Source organism: Rosistilla carotiformis (assembly GCF_007753095.1).
Classification (GTDB): Bacteria; Planctomycetota; Planctomycetia; order Pirellulales; family Pirellulaceae; genus Rosistilla; species Rosistilla carotiformis.
This window is the reverse complement of the sequence record NZ_CP036348.1, coordinates 7,143,444-7,161,824: the sequence shown is the minus strand read 5'-3', so window position 1 is coordinate 7,161,824 and position 18,381 is coordinate 7,143,444. Positions and strand designations below refer to the sequence as shown.

At 58.5% G+C, this 18,381-nt stretch carries 13 protein-coding genes; 4 read left to right on the top strand and 9 right to left on the bottom strand.

Annotated features, from left to right (window positions below; genetic code table 11):
* Positions 1-17: 17 nt before the first annotated feature.
* Entirely contained in the window at positions 18-620 is a 603-nt protein-coding gene (gene lexA, locus Poly24_RS25735) for a transcriptional repressor LexA (protein WP_145102336.1), read from the top strand.
* 128 nt (positions 621-748) lie between these two features.
* On the opposite strand, the gene Poly24_RS25730 is transcribed toward lexA, so the two are convergent.
* The 5 genes from Poly24_RS25730 to Poly24_RS25710 form a co-directional block, all read right to left on the bottom strand.
* A complete protein-coding gene (locus tag Poly24_RS25730; protein WP_145102335.1) occupies positions 749-961 on the bottom strand; it encodes a hypothetical protein in 213 nt (70 codons plus the stop codon).
* A gap of 269 nt (positions 962-1,230) precedes the next feature.
* Positions 1,231-1,419 (bottom strand): hypothetical protein, encoded by a 189-nt coding sequence (locus Poly24_RS25725; protein ID WP_145102334.1) that lies wholly within the window; start codon positions 1,417-1,419, stop codon positions 1,231-1,233.
* Between the two features lie 383 nt (positions 1,420-1,802).
* Positions 1,803-4,370, bottom strand: coding sequence for an ATP-dependent Clp protease ATP-binding subunit (locus Poly24_RS25720; protein ID WP_145102333.1), 2,568 nt, complete (start codon positions 4,368-4,370; stop codon positions 1,803-1,805).
* 357 nt (positions 4,371-4,727) lie between these two features.
* Positions 4,728-5,411 (bottom strand): hypothetical protein, encoded by a 684-nt coding sequence (locus Poly24_RS25715; RefSeq protein WP_231753354.1) that lies wholly within the window; start codon positions 5,409-5,411, stop codon positions 4,728-4,730.
* Between the two features lie 188 nt (positions 5,412-5,599).
* On the bottom strand, positions 5,600-6,364 hold the full coding sequence (locus tag Poly24_RS25710) for a 3-keto-disaccharide hydrolase (RefSeq protein ID WP_145102327.1): 765 nt from the start codon (positions 6,362-6,364) through the stop codon (positions 5,600-5,602).
* Positions 6,365-6,557: 193 nt separating this feature from the next.
* Here Poly24_RS25710 and Poly24_RS25705 point away from each other — a divergent pair, with 193 nt between their 5' ends.
* From Poly24_RS25705 to Poly24_RS25695, 3 genes are all read left to right on the top strand, one after another.
* Positions 6,558-7,493, top strand: a complete 936-nt coding sequence (locus Poly24_RS25705; RefSeq protein WP_197452171.1) for a bile acid:sodium symporter family protein — start codon at positions 6,558-6,560, stop codon at positions 7,491-7,493.
* Between the two features lie 119 nt (positions 7,494-7,612).
* Complete coding sequence (locus Poly24_RS25700) at positions 7,613-7,873, top strand: DUF4160 domain-containing protein (RefSeq protein WP_145102320.1); 261 nt, start codon at positions 7,613-7,615, stop codon at positions 7,871-7,873.
* Between the two features lie 2 nt (positions 7,874-7,875).
* Entirely contained in the window at positions 7,876-8,139 is a 264-nt protein-coding gene (locus Poly24_RS25695; RefSeq protein ID WP_145102316.1) for a DUF2442 domain-containing protein, read from the top strand.
* A 63-nt stretch (positions 8,140-8,202) separates the two neighbouring features.
* Here Poly24_RS25695 and Poly24_RS25690 read toward each other — a convergent pair whose 3' ends face one another.
* The 4 genes from Poly24_RS25690 to Poly24_RS25675 form a co-directional block, all read right to left on the bottom strand.
* The gene (locus Poly24_RS25690; protein ID WP_145102312.1) at positions 8,203-9,642 is read right to left on the bottom strand and encodes a DUF1501 domain-containing protein; all 1,440 of its coding nucleotides are present in this window, start codon (positions 9,640-9,642) and stop codon (positions 8,203-8,205) included.
* A gap of 91 nt (positions 9,643-9,733) precedes the next feature.
* Complete coding sequence (locus Poly24_RS25685; protein ID WP_145102310.1) at positions 9,734-12,622, bottom strand: PSD1 and planctomycete cytochrome C domain-containing protein; 2,889 nt, start codon at positions 12,620-12,622, stop codon at positions 9,734-9,736.
* 660 nt (positions 12,623-13,282) lie between these two features.
* Positions 13,283-14,758 (bottom strand): DUF1501 domain-containing protein, encoded by a 1,476-nt coding sequence (locus tag Poly24_RS25680; protein WP_145102305.1) that lies wholly within the window; start codon positions 14,756-14,758, stop codon positions 13,283-13,285.
* Positions 14,755-18,309, bottom strand: coding sequence for a PSD1 and planctomycete cytochrome C domain-containing protein (locus tag Poly24_RS25675; RefSeq protein ID WP_145102302.1), 3,555 nt, complete (start codon positions 18,307-18,309; stop codon positions 14,755-14,757). Before Poly24_RS25675 ends, Poly24_RS25680 begins: the two co-directional genes overlap by 4 nt.
* Between the last annotated feature and the right edge of the window lie 72 nt (positions 18,310-18,381).

The following is an 18,381-nucleotide window of genomic DNA, read 5'->3' as shown; positions in this document are numbered from 1 at the left end:
CGTATGCGAGGGGAACGATGGCTATTTCGACCCGCCTTACGACGCGACAACAAACGGTTTACGACATGATCCGCGACAAGATAGTGTTGCGAGGTTACGGTCCTACAGTGCGCGAGATTGGGGAACACTTCGACATCAAGTCGCCAAATGGTGTGATGTGTCATCTGAAGGCACTGGAACGAAAAGGCTTGATCCGTCGCAGCCCAAATAAATCAAGGGCTATCGAGCTGACAAATGACGCCGATCGCTCCGCCAAAAGCATGCCAATGGCGGGGTTGGTCGCAGCTGGGGATGGCACGCTTGCCTTCGAGAAGGCGGAGCGCAAAGATCTCAGCGACATGTTCTACAGTGAAGACCGCTTCTTGTTGGAGGTCTCTGGCGATTCCATGGTCGAAGCGCACATCACCGATGGAGACATGGTGATTGTGCAAAAGCAAGATCATGCACAACCTGGACAAATGACCGTTGTTCAGTTACCGCATGGGGATGTCACATTGAAGTATTGGTATCCCGAGGAAGGCAGGGTTCGCCTGCAACCTGCGAATCGCGAAATGGATCCGATCTACGTGCACGAAGCGACTGTAATCGGAGTGATCGTCGGCGTCGTCCGTTCGGTCTGAATCGATATTCTTCTTGCGTGCACTCCGACCTCCAGAGCTCCCGCGGCGATAGCACGCGTCGATGATTAGAGACTCTATCGGTCGGCATATCGACGACCTCAGCGGCTTCGCCAGCCTGCAAGCTGCCGCTAGCCAGCGGGTGTTGCATCCAGTTCTAGGGCTTCAAGCAACGCATCAAATCGCCTGGCGGCTTCAATATGTCGCTCGACGCGTTCCTTGGCCGTCCAAGTAGAGCGAATCGCGCTAACGCGGCCAGCAATCTCAAAATCAGACAGAGTTGTATCGTATTGAGATTCGGTGAGACGCGAAGTTCGGCTGTTTGGCAATGTAGTTGTCGTCATGGTTGATTCCTCCTGAATGGTAAACTGTTCAGACGCTATAGGCGGTTGGCAGATGCTGAAAGATCCTTGCCTGTCACTTAAGCGTCAGAGTTCGATCAATCGTTTTATCTGTTGCAACCTAAAGCAATCAGTGTGCCAATGGGCTGAGAACTGAGAGGAATTACGCGAATGACAACGCTAATTGCCTTGTTGCGTTGATTTAGGGTGTTTGTGCGCCGTGTTGTTTCGCGACAAGACTTCCGGGCGTGGTTGAAAAAGTTACCGTCCGTTTAACCAATCTTCCAATGATTGCTTTCGAAGCGTTCAAGGCCCAGTAGTTCGCCCGATTGCAGATCTTGAACGCTGAGTTCGCACGGCTGCGCATTTGCCAGGACACTAACCAGATTTTGCCAGGTGCATTGGTCGACCGTGCCCCACAATTGAACGTATTGAACCTGTCCGTTAGCGTCGTAGATCATGCCGTCGATATGGATGGGGCGTTCAGGACCTCGGTGTACGAATGATCCATCGGGTTCTAGGTGTGTTCGAGGGAGAGCGCTCAAGCGATCGCAAAGGTCTTCAAACGATCCCCCAAGCGGTTTAAGAGCAACGGATCCGACAGTCGCCGACGCGGCGGTGTTCTCGTTCTCGCGCGCGTCGGCTACGTGGCCTCCGTGCAGGTTGACACGAAACGAACGCAAGGGGGAGGGCGTTGGGTTGGTCATGATCAAGGCGGGCGATCGGCGTTCATGAAAACAAAAAAACGGCTTGGAGATCGTGATCGATCTCCAAGCCGTTTGCAATTCAAGAGGTCCAGGAAGACATCGTCAAGTTGTGTTTGCGTCGCGTGGCAACGCAAACACTATTCTTGCGATCCTTCTCCCTTGCCAGCGTCGCTGCCTGCGGCAGCGGTGACCGGTTCTTCGGGGGCGATGTCTTCGCGGCGTTTTTCACCGTGGAACTTCAACCGCAGCGTCTTGCCTTCGTCGTCTTTGACGGCGTCGACAACGATCGTGTCGGAGCCTTCGAAGGCGCCTTGCAGCAGTTCTTCGCTCAACGGATCTTCGATGCGTTGCTCCAGGGCACGACGCAGTGGTCGAGCACCGTAATCGAGGTTGGCGCCCATCTTGATCAAGAATTCCTTCGAATCGTCGCTCAAGACCAGGTCGAAACCACGATCCTGCAGACGTTCGCGAACCTTCGACATTTCGAAGTCGATAACTCGCTTGAGGTCATCTTCGGTCAAGTGGCGGAAGATGATCGTGTCGTCCAACCGGTTCAAGAACTCGGGGCGGAAGACACGTTCGATCTGATCCATCACGCGGCTCTTCATACTGTCGTACGAAGCGTCGTCGTCCGGCTTTTGGAAACCGAAGGCCGATTCGTTTTTGATTGCGTCGGCACCCGCATTGGTCGTCATGATCAAGATGCAGTTCCGGAAATCGACGTGGCGGCCGAACGAATCGGTCAACCGGCCTTCTTCCATCACCTGCAACAACATGTTGAAGACGTCGGGGTGAGCCTTTTCGATTTCGTCCAACAGAACGACGGCGTACGGACGGCGACGAATCTTCTCGGTCAATTGACCGCCTTCTTCGTAACCGACGTATCCGGGAGGGGCACCGATCAGACGGCTGACGTTGTGCTTCTCCATGTATTCGCTCATGTCGATGTGGATCAATGCATCCGAATCGCCGAACATGAATTCCGCCAGCGATTTGGCAAGCAGCGTCTTACCGACACCCGTTGGTCCGGCGAACACGAAGCAACCGGTAGGTCGTTTCGGATCCTTCAGACCACTGCGGCTGCGGCGAACCGCTTTGGCGATCGCGCTGACAGCGGCATCTTGGCTGACGACTCGCTTGTGCAGTTCGTCTTCCATTTTCATCAACCGCAGGCTGTCTTCGGTCGACAGTCGGGTCAATGGAATGCCGGTCATCTTGCTGACCACTTCGGCGATCACTTCTTCGTCGACCACACCATCGGTCTGCTGGCTCTTCTCGCGCCATTCGACGGTAATCTGTTCCTTCTTCTTGCGAAGCTTTTCAGCTTGGTCTCGCAGCGAAGCGGCCTTCTCAAAGTCTTGGTTGGCGACGGCGTCTTCCTTGCTCTTGTTCAGAGCATCGACTTCTTCGTCGATCTCTTTCAAGTCTGGTGGACGAGTCATCGTGCGCAATCGCACCCGAGCACCCGCTTCGTCGATCACGTCGATCGCCTTGTCGGGCAGGCAGCGAGCGGTGATGTAGCGTTCGCTCATCTCGACAGCGGCGACGACCGCATCGTCGGTGATCTGCACGCGATGGTGCTCTTCGTAGCGTTCGCGAAGTCCCTTGAGGATCTCGATCGTTTCCTTTTTGCCCGTCGGTTCGACGATGATCTCTTGGAAACGACGCGCCAGAGCGCTGTCCTTTTCAATGTACTTGCGGTACTCGTCCAGTGTCGTCGCTCCGATGCACTGGATCTCGCCGCGAGCCAGTGCTGGCTTCAGCACGTTAGCCGCGTCGATCGCCCCTTCGGCACCACCGGCACCGACGAGCGTGTGCAATTCGTCGATGAACAGGATCGTGTTCTTGGCACGACGAACTTCGTTCATGACCGCTTTGATGCGTTCTTCGAACTGACCGCGGTATTTCGTTCCCGCGACCATCATCGCGAGGTCCAGCACGACGATCCGCTTTTCAGCCAAGATCTCGGGGACTTCGCCTTCGATCACGCGCTGTGCAAAGCCTTCGACGATGGCGGTCTTGCCAACGCCCGCTTCGCCCAACAGGACGGGGTTGTTTTTGGTACGGCGACACAGGACTTGGATCGAGCGTTCGATCTCGCGTTCGCGGCCGATGACAGGATCCAGTTCGCCCTTCTTCGCCAATTCGGTCAGGTCGCGGCCGAAGCTGTCCAGAGCGGGAGTCTTCGATTTGCTTCCCTTACCCGACGAAGCACCTTCGCCGCCACCTTCGCGTCCGCCGCGGTCGCCGACTTCGGCGCCTTCGAGTCCGTGACCCAGCAGGTTCAGGACTTCTTCGCGAACATCTTCCAGCTTCAGTCCCAGGTTCATCAGGACCTGAGCGGCGACGCCTTCTTGCTCACGCAGCAGGCCCAGCAGGATGTGCTCGGTGCCGACGTAATTGTGGTTCAGGTTGCGAGCCTCTTCCATCGAGTACTCGATCACCTTCTTGGCGCGAGGCGTCTGAGGCAGCTTGCCCATCGTGACCATTTCAGGGCCGCTTTGGACCAGCTTTTCAACCTCCAAGCGAATCTTGCGGAGGTCGACTTCCAGGTTCTTCAGCACATTGGCCGCAACACCGCTGCCCTCTTTCACGAGGCCTAACAGGATGTGTTCGGTACCGATGTATTCGTGATTGAATCGCTGGGCCTCTTGATTGGCCAGTTGCATCACTTTGCGGGCGCGGTCAGTAAATCTTTCGTACATTCTTGGACCCTCTGGATCGTGGTCGCACTTAGTGCGATCAGCCGTTGCATGGATGCGTTTGCTGAAAGCGTTTCCTGAAACAATCGACCGCCGTACAGCGGGCGATTGATCCTAAATAAATTATGAGCCGCGTCGGGCATGCTGCCGATTTGGCGATTTCTTAGCAATACCGTGTAGCTGTGCAAAAAATACGCCGCTGCGACGGCTCGGGGGCGAGATCTCGCTCCCAAGCTGGCGACTTCAGGGGGCCCAGCCACCATCCGTTGCCGGCTAAATCGATTCTACCGTTTTCCTGACTCAGCGGGGATAGGACGTCATTCACTGATTTGCCATATCTGCCAGTTCTGTCGTGCCAACTCAGCTCGCCTCCCCTGCAGAGGTTTCCAACTGAGGCGATTCTGCCACATCGGCAGTCATTCCGTTGGATCGTTTTTCTTTCGCTGAACTGGACGCTTTGGCAGCATCCCCCTCTTCATTTCCCTCGGATTCGGCGGGTTGCTCCGATTCCTCCTCGGTTTCGGAATCCTCTTCCTCGGCTACTAAATCGTCGACCATTCGCTTCAGTCGACGCTCTTCAATGTCTCGCTCGAGCCACCACGCGTCTCCCGTCTCGAGTGCTGCCATCGCATCGAGCGTCTGGGCGGCGGCGGCAAAGCGATCCGTTTTGCGGTAAACACTTGCTAGCAAAAGCAGCGACAGCGCGTCCCGCGGGTCGACCTCCAAGCAATGCACTAACAAAGCTTCGGCTTCAAACCACCGACCCTTCAAAAATTCTGTCCGGGCGGCGTCGTATCGGTCTTCTTCGCCCGAGGCGTGCCGCGGTGCTAGCAACATCGGCAAGCCGCGAACCGCTCGCACGAACAGCACCACCCAGATCCCCACAAACGCCCAGCAGACCGAACGAACCATCAACGGTTCGAGCCACTGGGGATAAATGAACCGCGACACCAACAATGTATTGATAGCAATCGCAAAACAGATCGCCGCCGGCAGGCCGCTCATCCGTCCGCGAAACCAGATCTCCGGGAGGCCTGGCCACATACAATAGACATAGTGAGACAACGGCATCGTGCAATTATTTCGCTTGGTGAGGAAATGCTTCTGCGCGGGGTGATTCTAAGAAGAAACCGGCCGTGGGGCCTAGAGCGGATTTTGACAGCATTTCCATTTCACGCAGGTCGCTGCGGAGATTCTCTTCGCGGTGATCGCGAGCCTGCCAAACTGAACGATCACGATCCGCTGGTGTCGATAAACGCTTTGTCATCCAGCGGGCGAACCCAGACGTTGCGGAAGCGGACCGCGTTGTCGTGGTCTTGCAGGAAGACGGGCCCGGTCGAGGTTTTTAGCTGACGCTCCCAGATTGCTTTCAAATAGGGAGTCGCGCCGTAGCGATAGGGATGATAGCTCGATCGCGGTTCGCCCAGTTGCAAGTCGTGTTGCACCTGTTGGCCGTTCAGCCACGCGGTGATCGAGCCCTCTTGAGTGATCTTCCCTTGGTCGTCCCGTCGCGGGGCGCGGTAGCGGATGTCGTAAACCTGCCATTGGTCGCGAGGGCCGCAAGCATTTGCAAGCGGCTTGGAAAATCCGTAGACCGACCCGGCGTCCTGTTGGCTCAGTTCCTGTTTGCCGTGGGAGTCGATGATCTGAACTTCGTAGTTGCCGTGGATGTAGATCCCGCTGTTCCCGGTTCCTCCTTCGGGAATCAGGAATTCCACGTGCAGGTCGGCATCGCGGAAGTGCAGCGTCGAGACCAAGTGGTTCGAGCGGACAGCTTGCTCCCCTTGGGAGACCGTCGAAACCAAGCTGCCGTTTTCGATCGGCCAGTTGATCGCTGTTCCCTGCGTGCTGCGAAACTTCGGCTCCGATTCGCCATCAAACAGAACGATCGCATCGGCTGGCGGTTCGACCGGCAGTTGCGATTGGTCGGGGCGAAACTCTTCGGCCGCCAGAGGCAGAGCGAATCCGATCAGGCTGAGGGCAAGGGCACGTATCATTATTAAGAGGCTTCTGCGAAAGGTGTCTTGTTGTTCGTCCGGTCTCCGCGATCGCGGCGGTGTTGCTGGCAAAGTATATCATCCGTCGACCGGTTTGCTGTCCAATCGCCGCGGCGAACGGTAGACTCTGGCGATGTCAAATCTGCAGAATCTCCCGCCGTCCGACTCGTCCAGCCCTCAACCCAATCCTTCGATGCGACATTGGATGTTTCCGATGTTGTGTGGGTTCTCGTTCATCGCTTACTTTTGGCCTTCGGGCGGGATCGATCCATTTGTCGCTTCCAAGGCGTGGCTCTCTTGGATGATCGCGGCGACGATGTTCGCATTGGGCAGTCTGTTGCCCGAGGATGAGGTCCGTCGGCTGCGTCGGCAATTGCCACAGGTCTGTTTGGGAACCCTGACCCAGTGTCTGGTCATGCCGCTGGCGGCGCTAGCGGTCGTCCGGTTCGGCGGACTCGAAGGGGGCTACCGGTTGGGAGTGATCCTTGTCGGATGTGTTCCCGGCGCGATGGCATCCAACGTGTTGACCCTGGCCGCTGGCGGCAACGTCAGTTATTCGGTCAGCCTGACGACGATGGCCACGCTCGCTTCGCCGATCACCGTCCCTTGGTTGTTGGTCTTGATGGCGGGGATCAGCGAATCGGAAGCTCGCATCGAACCGCTGTCGATGATGCTCACGCTCGCTTCGACCGTCTTGTTGCCCGTGATCGCCGGGTTCTCGTTGGCGCGTTGGAGTCCGCGGTTCAAAGCGATCGCCGAACGGGGCGGTTCGATCTTGGCGAACCTTGTCATCCTCTGGATCATTGCCGTCGTGGTGGGACTCAACCGCGACCGCTTGGCCATGATCCCGCTAAGCCTGTTGGCGTCGCTGTTGGTCGTGAACCTCGTCGGCTACGTCGGTGGTTATACTGCGGGGGCTCTCGCGCGGATGGACGAACCGATGCGTCGAGCGTTGACGCTGGAGGTTGGGATGCAGAACGCGGGGCTTGGGACGATGCTGGCCGTCGGCAGTTTTGGCGACCAGTTTCCCGAAGCCGCCATCCCCACAGCCGCCTACACGTTTGGATGTGTCTTCACCGGCACGATCCTCGTCTCGCTGTGGCGACCACGTTCTGCAGCTGCCATGTAGTGCAATTTGTTGTGGTCGTCTGCTGCTAGGAATCTTGCGAAGCTAATAGTGGACGTGGACTGTTTCAGCGGTGCGCTCGCGAGTTAACTTTGTTGAGCCGATTGTGGTATCGTAAAGGAATGCCACGCCTGTCTGAATTCTACGGCATTGCCGTGTACATGTACTTCGCGGATCACAATCCGCCGCACTTCCATGCGATCTACGGTTCGCATGAGGCGGCGATTGCAATTGAATCAGGAGAGGTGCTTGCTGGCGATTTGCCTCGCCGGGCACTTAAGCTTCTCGTAGAATGGATTGCAATCCACCGCGATGAACTGCTCGATGACTGGCGTCGAGCTACCGATGGCGAAACTCTGATTCCGATTGCACCACTGGATTGACGATGGCTGATTTGCTGCATGTTGTCGGGATGAACGTGCCTTGTCCGTTTCATCTCGAACTTAAATTTTCCGATGGCGATTCGCGTGTGGTCGACTTGCGACCGCTGTTGAACGGCCCTGCCTTCCTGCCGCTTCACGATCCCGATGTGTTTGCATCCGCAACGATCGATCCGGTGACAAAAACAGTCTGTTGGCCATGTGGAGTCGATTTGGCTCCCGAAGCGCTGAGGTCCCTATCGCCAGCTGATATCCAGCCAGCCGGTTAGCGAGACGCGGTGGTATGGAGCGGTGCTGCGGTGGAATCGCTAGTCGTCGGGCATCGCAATCGATCAAGCCAACAGCTTCTCGATCACCTTCGCCGGTTGGCCGTCGATCAACGATTGCTCGCGTCCGTTCTGTTCGTAGGTCAGATTTTCGGCTTCGAGTCCAAACAGGTGCAGCAGGGTGGCGTGGTAGTCGAAATGGTTGACTTGGTCTTCCACCGCGTGGTGGCCGAATTCGTCGGTCGCGCCATGCATGCCCGATCGGAAGCCGCCACCGGCGACCCACATCGTGAACCCGTAGGTGTTGTGGTCGCGGCCGATATTCGCTTCGTTTTGGATCACCGGTAGCCGGCCCATCTCGCCGCCCCAGTGGACGACGGTGCTGTCGAGTAATCCTCGTTGCTTGAGGTCTTTGACGAGCGCAGCGGCCGGTTTGTCGATCTTCTTGCACGATGCTGGCAACGCTTTGACGATGCCGCCATGGTGGTCCCAGTATTGGTTTTTGGTGAACAGTTGCACGAACCGCACGCCCCGTTCGACGAGTCGTCGCGCGATCAGACAGCGTTCGCCAAACTCTCGCGTCTCCTCTTGATCCAGCCCATACATCGCGTGGGTTGCCTTCGATTCGCGGCTCAAGTCGGTCGCTTCGTCCGCCGAAAACTGCATCCGTTCGGCGAGTTCAAAATTGGCGATCCGCGCCTGCAATTCGTGTTCGCCCGTCCGCTGTTCCGCATGGCGTCGGTTCAACGATTGCAGCAGGTCGAGGTAATTGGATTGAATCTCGCCGTCGAGATGGGGCGGCGGCTGCAGGTTCAAAATCCGCGGCTTCACCGGCCGGATGACGGTTCCTTGAAACAGCGACGGCAACCAACCGTTGGACCAATTCAAGACGCCTGCGACCGGCAATCCCTTGGGGTCGGTCATCGCGATGTAGGCGGGCAAGCTTTCGCTTTGGGTTCCCAACGCATACGTCAGCCAGCTGCCCAGCGCCGGACGTCCCGCCAACGGGCGACCGCCGTTCATCGCGTAGATCGATTGGCCGTGGTTGTTCACGCCGGTGTGCATCGATCGAATCACCAACGCATCATCGACGATCGTCGAGAATTCGGGAAGCAGTTCGGAAACGTCGGTCCCATGTTCGCCGTACTTCTTGAATTTCCAAGGCGATCCGAAAACCTTCGAACTCGCTTGGGCCGCGTTGTCGTATTTGATCTTGCCGGGAAACTTCTGCATATGCAGTTCGTTTAATATCGGCTTCGGATCCAACAGGTCCATCTGGCTGGGGCCGCCTTGCATGAACATCGAAATCATGGCGGTCGCCCGCGGCTTCAGCGGTGGTTGCTTCGGCTTCAAGTCAAAGCCTTCGGTCCCCAAGTTCGGCTTCTTCGGTTCGGCACTGGCTTTTTGAGCCATCAAGCAAGCCAACGCCAGCGGCCCGCCCCGCATCGCCGAAGAGGCGAGGAAGTGTCGGCGCGAAGATTGGATGTCGGAATTGTTGTTTGTCATCGGTTTTCCGTCGTTTCGCAGGCGGGGATTTTTTGGGAGGGGAGGGGGCTGTCGCCGACGTTAGTATCAGCGGGGGAAGCTGCGGTCGCCGTTAATCCACGTAGAGGAATTCGTTGGAGCTGAACATCGCTTGGCAGGCGCTGGCCAGTGCCAGTCGGTGAGCTGCTTCGGCGGATAGTTTGGCGTCACGCGACTTAAATGCGGAGGTTTGTCGCGCGACGAAGTCGGTCAGTTCGGTCAGTACGCCATTTTCGATCTCTCGATTGAAGCACCGCTGCCAAGCGTTGGAGATCTGTTGCGGAACTTCGCTCTCGGCTCGGATCGCCTGAGCTGCCAGCTGGTCCGCTTGATCGATGACAAACGAACTGTTCATCAGCAGCAACGCTTGCGTGGCGACGTTCGAGTAATTGCGGATGGTGCAGTTAGGGGCGACGGTGGCCAAGTCGAATGTTTCCAGGACGCCCAGCGGTCGGCTGCGGCGAACTTGGACGTAGACGCTGCGGCGGCTGGCCTCTTCGCCGAGCTGCGATTTGCCCGTCGGTTTGCGTTCTCCGTCGAGCATCTCCTTGCCCAATACGACTTGCCCCACAGCGTCTTCTTTTACCGGGACCGGCGGGCCGTGCAAGCGATTCGTGATCGTACCGTTTGCGACGAGCATCGCGTCGCGGATCGCTTCGGATTCCAGTCGTCGGACCGTCATCCGTGCATACAGCCGATTGTCGGGATCGACGCGATCCAGCTGCTCGGTTCGCGTGGAAACCTGCTGGTACGTTTGCGACAGCATGATCATCCGATGCATGCGTTTCAGGTTCCAACCGCCACGCATCAGGTCGGTTGCGAGCCAGTCGAGCAGTTCGGGATGCGTCGGCTCGGAGCCCAGGAAACCGAAGTCTCCCGGCGAATCGACGATCCCACGACCGAAGTGATTTAGCCAGACGCGATTGATCAGAACGCGCGCCAGCAGCGGATGTTTGCCGTTGGTCAGTTGGCGGGCGTAGGCGAGTCGTCGCCCGGTCGTGGGGCGATCGGGGTCGTTCGCCTCGATCTCCGTGGGATCGCTGCCTTTCAGGACGGTCAGCTCGCTGGGTCCCAGTTCCTGGCCGGGCTGTTCGTGGTCGCCGCGGATGAACAGATGCGTTGGCGGCACGTGGTTCGCCGGTTCGGTTAAGACACGGATGAACTTCTCTTTCGGGGCGGTGGCGCGAATCGCATTGATCTCGTCCTGCATATTGGCGAGGTCCGTTTGCGCATTGATTTTGCGGCAGATCTGCGCCGCTTCGCGATAGCGTTGGAGCTCGGCAAAGCCGTCGGGTGAAAACGTTTCCAGCGAGGATGCGTCGACCAGCGGTCCAGGGAACTCCGCCGCCAGTTGTTTCTGCTCGCTCGTCCAAGTATCGGCCGGAATCGATACCAGCGTTGCAATGGCTTCGCGCTGCTTGGCTGGAACCTCGGCGAGCTGCTCGCTGCGAGCCTGTTCGATCAATTCCTGCTCCAACGCATCGGCGGCTCTTTCGATATCCGAAGCCCGTCGCGCACGCTGTTGTGCGTAAAGGTAGAGCGAACCGGGCGAAATGTTGCCGACGTTCGGGAACTCCTCTAGCAGGGCAACCTGTTCGGGGCTCCGCTTCGACTTCTCTGTCTTGAAAGCGGTCTCGAGCGCTTCGCGACGGTCGGCGGGGACCACTAATAGTTCTTCGTAGAGTGTCCTGTCGAGATGTTCTTGCTGGCGTTTTGTGCGGTTTTCAGTGGCTTGTTTGGCTTTCTGTTCGATCTCCTTGCGGACCAGTCGATCTTCTTCGGTATACAACGACATGCGGCGTTGCTGGGGGGCTTTCCATTTCTTTGGATCGAGTGCCGGTTCGAAAATCGCGCGGAACCGGAAGTAATCGGCTTGGCTGATCGGATCGTACCGATGGTCGTGACACTTCGCGCATCCAACCGTCAGCCCCAACAGCGATGTCGATACGATCTCGATCGTGTCGGAAATCGTTTCGTTGGCTGCCAGGGCGCGATCGATGCCTCCCGATGCAGTGCCGTCGGGAGCCATGCGAAGAAAGCCGGTGGCGGTGAGTTGAGCGATCCGCTGGGGCGTTAGCTGCGAAGCGTCCTTCCCCGTCGCCATCTCGTCTCCGGCCAATTGCTCGCAGATAAATTGGTCCAACGGTTTGTCATCGTTAAAGCTGTCGATGACGTAGTCGCGGTAGAAGTAGGCGAACTCGCGTTCGGTATCTTGATTTGTGTAGCCATCGGAATCGGCGTAGCCGGCGACGTCCAGCCAATGCCGGCCCCATCGCTCACCGTAGCGGGGCGAGGCGAGCAAGAGATCGATCAACGCCGCGTAGGCGTGGGGGCTCGGATCGTTAACGAATTCGTCGACCATCTCCGGCTCGGGGGGCAGTCCCCACAGATCGAACGTTGCTCGGCGGATTAGAGTGTGTCGATCGGCGGCGGCCGAAAAGGCGAGCCCTTCGCGATGCAGCCGATCGAGGACGAACGCGTCGATTGGATTGTCGCTGACGTTCTCTTTGACAACGGGCGGCTCAGGGGACGCGATCGGTTGGAAGGCCCAAAAGCTGCGTTCCTCCTCGGTGATGTAGTCGCCATCGTCGAGCGTCAGCGGTTCTTCTCGCGCGGTCTTGGCACCGTCGAGGATCCACTGGCGAATCGAAGCGATATCCTCGGCGGACAGATTCTTTTCGCCCGGCGGCATGTCCCCCGACTCCACCCGTTCAAGCAGCAGCGATTCGCTATCATTGCCCGGGACGATCGCTTCGCCCGAATCACCGCCAGACAGAATCCAACGTTTCAGTCGGACATCGAGCGATCCCTCGACGACGCCACTTTCGCCATGGCAATGAAAGCAGTGCGCCTTCAGGATCGGACGAACATCCTTTTCGAAAGTCAGCGGATCGGCAGCAATTGCCCCGCTGGAGAGGATCGAAACGGCAGCGAGCAGCGCAAAGGTAGGTAGGAGACGCATTTTCAGGATCGCGGTTGGAGGGCGAAAACGCAGGCGGGAGGAACGTATGCTACACGATTCAGGCGTGAGATTAAACACTTTTCGCGAAACAACCCCAGGGCAGATCACTGTTTCAACTAGGAGATATCAGCCAGCAAACGCTAGCGTCCGGTTCCGTTGCGCCTCGCTGCGCGATCGCGAACCGGCGAGTCTGATGCTGCCAATCTGCTAAGAAAGCAAGTTTTCTCACGGAGGCACCAAGGCACGGAGTCGAGCGACGCCGGGCTTTTGGGTGGGCAACGTGGAGTCGCGTCGATCGTTGGCCACGCGACGATACCCTGACCTCCGTGCCTTGGCGCCTCTGTGCGAACAAACGAGAGACGATGGCTACTGCCGGGGTGCCAAGAAAGCAGGTTTTCTCACGGAGACACCGAGGCACGGAGCTTAGCGACGCCGGGCTTTTGTGGTTTCAACGTGGAGTCGCGTCGATCGTTGGCCACGCGACGATACCCTGACCTTCGTGCCTTGGCGCCTCTGTGAGAACAAACGGGAACTATCAATTCGCTTCATCGATCGCGGTCCGTGATCCTGCGGCTCGCGCCGCAGTCTTTATGCGATCGCCGCCACTGCGGCTTGAAACAACTTGACACCGAGGGGCGATGTGCCGACCTGTGGCTTGTTTTAAGCCAGGATCGGACGGATCACCTTGGCTTCGGTGACGCCGGTGAGGCGTTGGTCGAGGCCTTGGAACGGGTAGGTGAATCGGCTGTGGTCGATTCCCAATTGGTTCAGGATCGTGGCGTTGAGATCGCGGATGTGAACCGGATCGGCTGTCACGTTGTAACTGAACTCGTCCGTCTCGCCGTGGACGACGCCTTGCTTGATGCCCGCTCCGGCCATCCAGACGGTGAAGCACTTGGGATGGTGATCGCGGCCGTAGGTCTTCTTCGTCAGCTTGCCCTGGCAGTAGATCGTGCGTCCAAATTCGCCACCCCAGACGACAAGCGTGTCGTCCAGCAGGCCGCGCTGCTTCAGGTCGGTCAGCAGCCCTGCGTTGGGTTGGTCGGTGTCCTTGCATTGTTTCGGCAGGTCGCCCGGCAGGTTGCCGTGCTGATCCCAGCCGCGATGGAAGATCTGCGTGAACCGCACGCCGCGCTCGGCCATTCGCCGCGCCAGGATGCAGCAGTTGGCATAGGTTCCCGGTCGCATGACATCGGGGCCGTACAGGTCCAAGACGTGTTGCGGTTCGTCGCTCAGATCGGCCAGTTCAGGGATCGACGTCTGCATCCGAAACGCCATCTCGTACTGAGCGATCCGGGCGTTGGTCTCCGGATCGCCGATCGCTTCGTAGGTCTGTTGGTTCAGCCGCGAGAGGCTGTCGAGCATCCGGCGGCGGACGCCCGCATCCAAGCCGCTGGGATTCGACAGGTACAGCACCGGGTCGCCGGCGCTGCGGAGCGATACGCCTTGGAATTTGCTTGGCAAAAAGCCGCTCCCCCACAGTCGGTTGTAGAGGGCTTGGGCTTGTTGGCGGCCGGACCATGAAGCTGTCATGACTAGGAACGACGGCAGGTTTTCGTTTTCGTTCCCTAGCCCGTAACTGAGCCATGATCCGAGGCTCGGTTTGCCCGGCAATTGGTCGCCGGTGCAGATGTAGGTGATCGCCGGATCGTGGTTGATCGCTTCGGTCCACATCGACCGGATCATCGAAATTTCGTCGACCTTCTTGGCCATGTGCGGGACCAATTCACTGGCCCACGTCCCCGCCTTGCCATGCTGAGCGAACTTGTAGATCGAAGGAGCGATCGGGAACCGCGATTGACCGCTGGTCATCGTCGTCAAACGCTGGCCTTGGCGGATCGTTTCGGGGAGGTCTTTATCGAACCAGTCCGCCATCTTCGGCTTGTAGTCCCACATGTCCATCTGGCTCGGCGCGCCTGACATGAACAGATAGATCGCCCGTTTGGCTTTCGGTTGGTGATGCGGCAGGTTTGCCAGTCCCGGCGTGCCTTGGAGCTGAGCATCCGCGGTGGCGGCGTGCAGCGGGCTGCCGGGCATCGACGCTAGCGCGGCGGTCCCGAGGCCCAGCGAGGCATTGCGAAAGAAGTGGCGACGCGTGAGTAATCGTTTGTATTGGTCAAATGCATCGATGGTCATTTTGTCACCACTTCATCCAGGTTGATTAACGTGCTCGCCACGGCGGTCCAAGCTGCAAGTTCGATCGGATCGATCGAATCGGGCGTGGGCGATTGCCCCAGCTTGATCAAGCGGTTTGCATTTTCGGGGTCTTTGCCAAACGCGGCGCGGGCGTCGTTTAACAGGCCCATCAGTTCAGCCGTTTCGGTTTCCGAAGGAACGCGCGAGGTCAGCGTTTCAAAAGCCCAAGCGATCTTTTGGGCGTCGTCGCTGCCTCCTTCGGCGATCACACGTTGGCCGAGGTTTCGCGAGCATTCGACGAACTGCAATTCGTTCAGCATCATCAACGCTTGCAGCGGCGTGTTGGTTCGCTCCCGCCGTGCCGTGCACGATTCGCGGCTCGGAGCGTCCAGCATCGTCATCGTCGGCGGGGCGCTTGTCCGTTTCCAGAACGTGTAGAGGCTGCGGCGGTAGATCTTCTCACCTGTGTCGGGTTTGAAATTGACGGTGTCCGAACCCGAATATCCAACCGCTTCCCAAAGTCCTTCGGGTTGCGGCGGCTTGACGCTCGGGCCACCTTGTTTCTCGACCAGCAGGCCGCTGGCCATCAACGCTTGGTCGCGCAACATCTCCGCATCCAAACGGAAGCGTGCTCCGCGGGCCAGCAGTCGATTGCTCGGATCGATCTCACGTTGCTTGGGCGATACGTGTTGGTCGCGGCGGTAGGTCTGCGACATCATGATCTGTTTGATCATCCGCTTCACGTCCCAGCCCGAATCACGGAAATCGATCGCCAGCCAATCGAGCAGTTGCGGATGGCTCGGCGGTTCGCCTTGAGCTCCAAAATCTTCGCTCGTCTTGACGATGCCCGTTCCAAACAACTGCTGCCAGTAACGGTTCACCGCAACGCGGGCTGTCAGGGGATGGCTGGGATCGGTCAGCCATTTCGCGAGGCCCATGCGATCATTTGGAACGCCTTCGGGCAGCGGTGGCAGCGCGGCCGGAACCGCTCGCGGCACCTCTTCTCCCTTTTGGTCGTATTCGCCACGCAGCAGGATATGGGCGGGCCGCGGCTCCGTGAGTTCCTTCCAAACCAACGTCGTCGGGAACGACTTTTCAACGGCATCGATCTGATTCAGGATGCCATCTTTTTGAGCTCGCAAAACCAGCCAATCGGGATCGATGCTGGCGACGCGGCGATAGTAGGCGCGGATCGCATCGGCTTGGTCGGCGGTTCGCGCGGCGGCATCCAGTTTGGCAATCTCCACAATCGATGCGGGGACCGGAGCCGAGGGGGATCGGACGGCAAACGCAAACCGGCTCGGTCGCCCACCGTGGCTGACGACCTTAAGATCGATGTGATTCACGCCCTTCTTCAGGTCGACTTCGTATTCGTCTCGCAGCGACGCAAAGTCGCGCTGCTGCCTTACCTCGCCTTGCTTCTTCTGATTGACATACAAAACGAACCCATCTTGAGTGCCTAAGAGCAGCGTCACCTTTTGAGGCGTCTTGGCCTCGATCGTGCGATGCAACAGGACGACCGAGGGCTCATCGCCAACGGTCGGCAGGTCGTGCGCCGCGGCATTGGCGTAAGTCGGTTGTTTGGTCCAAGGCAGTTCGTGATTACCGAACTTTTCATCGGCTTTAAATTCTCGGCCCTCGGAGGCAAATGTTCGGAAGTAGCCCGCGGTAGCGTATTCCACCGGGAACGGTCCCGTTTGATCCCAGTCGCCGAGGACCAATTGCTGGTCGGCAGCCGGTTGCGGAACGGCATCGCTGACGCTCAGACGGACCTGGCCGAATTGATGTCCCGCCCATTGCGATTTGAAGTGCAGCTTGATTCGCAACCGCGAATCGGCACCGTCGGACAGGAAGCTCGACGCGACAAACCACGCCGATCGCGTGCCGGGATTCAAATGGCCGCCGATCGCCCAGCCGGCGTCTTTGTCCTGTTTGCCATCGAACGCATATCCGATCGCAAACTTGCCATCGGGCTGTTCGTAGTCGGCTTCGCCATAGATCAACTTCACTGGCAACCAGCGATTGCCCGACATCGGCGATGCGATCTCGACCTCCATCTCCGTCAGGACCGCGTTGCCATTGCTGCTGATTCCGCCCGGCTTGTTCTCGTCGGCCAGGACTTCCAATTGCAGCAGTTGCCAGTTGTCGCCGGCCGGCACGGCAGCTTCGATCACCAACGTGTCGGTCGCCGCCGGTGTGCCGGTCGCTTTGACCGAACCATCTTCCAATTGCTCCAGCTTCAATTCGCTGTCGGTTGTCACTTTATCGGGGATCAACGGCACCCAGTTGATCGCTTGACCGCCGCTCAGTCGCTGTTCCCAGCGTTGCTGCGATTCGTCGACCCCCGTCAGGTCGCCCTCCATTTCGACGTCCAGCATCTGCAGTTCTTCCCGCAGTTGTGCCAGCTGACTCTCGTGCTCTGCCGTCGGCACTTGAACCGTCGGCGGGTGATCCTTCTTGTTTCCGTCCAACGCCCGGCCATCGAGGCTGTTGAAATACGCAAACAGCGAATAGAAGTCGCGAGCCGAGATCGGGTCGAACTTGTGATCGTGGCAGACCGCGCAACCGGTAGTCATGCCCAGGAAGACGGTGCCAAACGCGGAGACGCGATCGACGCAGTTCCGCACGTAGACCTCGTCGTAGATCGATCCCCCTTCGCTGGTCGTGACGTTCAAGCGATTGAAGCCGCTGGCGATCTGTTGCTGCAGCGTGGCGTTGGGGATCAAGTCGCCGGCGAGTTGTTCGGTGATGAATTCGTCCAGCGGTTTGTTGTCGTTGATCGCTGCGATCACCCAATCGCGGTAGGGCCACATCTCGCGGTAGTTGTCCAAGTGCAGGCCGTGCGTGTCGCCATAGCGGACCAGGTCCAACCAGTAGCGGGCTTGGTGTTCGCCGAACCGCTTCGACTCCAACAATCGGTCGATCAATTTTTCGTAAGCGTTGGGCGACTGGTCGTCGACAAAATCGCGAACCTCTTGCAGCGTCGGCGGCAGGCCGGTCAGGTCGAAGGTGGCGCGGCGGATCAGCGACCGCCGATCGGCTGGCGGATTGATCGACAGTCCCGCCTCTAGGGCCTTGTTGGCGATGAACTGATCGATCGGACCGTCGACGGGGATCGCGGGATCAGAGATCGCCGGCGGGGCTGCTTTCACGGGCGGTAGCAGCGACCAGTGGGCGCTAAAGGGAGCCCCTTGAGCGATCCAGTCGGTCAGCAGTTGCTTCTGCTTGGCCGTGAGCGGTTTGTGGAAGTCGACCGGCGGCATGACATCGCCTTCGTCGTCGCTGGCGATCCGCGCGACCAAGGTGCTGGCGTCGACGTCGCCAGGGACGATCGCCCGATCGCCGCTGTCGAGTTTCGCCAGCGCCGGTTCGGCTTCATCCAATCGCAGCCCCGCCTGACGGTGTTCCGCATCGGGACCGTGGCAGGAAAAGCAATGGTTGGAGAGGATCGGACGAATGTCGCGATTGAAATCGACCTGCGATTGTTCGGCAAAACAACAAAGATGCCAAACCAGGCACAGACCCATCGACGATAGAATGCGTAGCAACATGGGCGACTGCAAAGTGGATGGAAGGTAATAGGTGGGAGCCGGCGGGACGCGTTCCAGCGTTCCTTCTTATTC

What these genes read in the sequence shown, in the direction of transcription:
- lexA (WP_145102336.1), top strand. Translation starts at nt 18, where the DNA reads ATGGCTATTTCGACCCGCCTTACGACGCGACAACAAACGGTTTACGAC.
- Poly24_RS25725 (WP_145102334.1), bottom strand. Translation starts at nt 1,419, where the DNA reads ATGATCTACGACGCTAACGGACAGGTTCAATACGTTCAATTGTGGGGC.
- Poly24_RS25695 (WP_145102316.1), top strand. Translation starts at nt 7,876, where the DNA reads ATGGCTGATTTGCTGCATGTTGTCGGGATGAACGTGCCTTGTCCGTTT.
- Poly24_RS25730 (WP_145102335.1), bottom strand. Translation starts at nt 961, where the DNA reads ATGACGACAACTACATTGCCAAACAGCCGAACTTCGCGTCTCACCGAA.
- Poly24_RS25690 (WP_145102312.1), bottom strand. Translation starts at nt 9,642, where the DNA reads ATGACAAACAACAATTCCGACATCCAATCTTCGCGCCGACACTTCCTC.
- Poly24_RS25680 (WP_145102305.1), bottom strand. Translation starts at nt 14,758, where the DNA reads ATGACCATCGATGCATTTGACCAATACAAACGATTACTCACGCGTCGC.
- Poly24_RS25720 (WP_145102333.1), bottom strand. Translation starts at nt 4,370, where the DNA reads ATGTACGAAAGATTTACTGACCGCGCCCGCAAAGTGATGCAACTGGCC.
- Poly24_RS25700 (WP_145102320.1), top strand. Translation starts at nt 7,613, where the DNA reads ATGCCACGCCTGTCTGAATTCTACGGCATTGCCGTGTACATGTACTTC.
- Poly24_RS25685 (WP_145102310.1), bottom strand. Translation starts at nt 12,622, where the DNA reads ATGCGTCTCCTACCTACCTTTGCGCTGCTCGCTGCCGTTTCGATCCTC.
- Poly24_RS25710 (WP_145102327.1), bottom strand. Translation starts at nt 6,364, where the DNA reads ATGATACGTGCCCTTGCCCTCAGCCTGATCGGATTCGCTCTGCCTCTG.
- Poly24_RS25715 (WP_231753354.1), bottom strand. Translation starts at nt 5,411, where the DNA reads ATGTGGCCAGGCCTCCCGGAGATCTGGTTTCGCGGACGGATGAGCGGC.
- Poly24_RS25675 (WP_145102302.1), bottom strand. Translation starts at nt 18,309, where the DNA reads ATGTTGCTACGCATTCTATCGTCGATGGGTCTGTGCCTGGTTTGGCAT.
- Poly24_RS25705 (WP_197452171.1), top strand. Translation starts at nt 6,558, where the DNA reads ATGCGACATTGGATGTTTCCGATGTTGTGTGGGTTCTCGTTCATCGCT.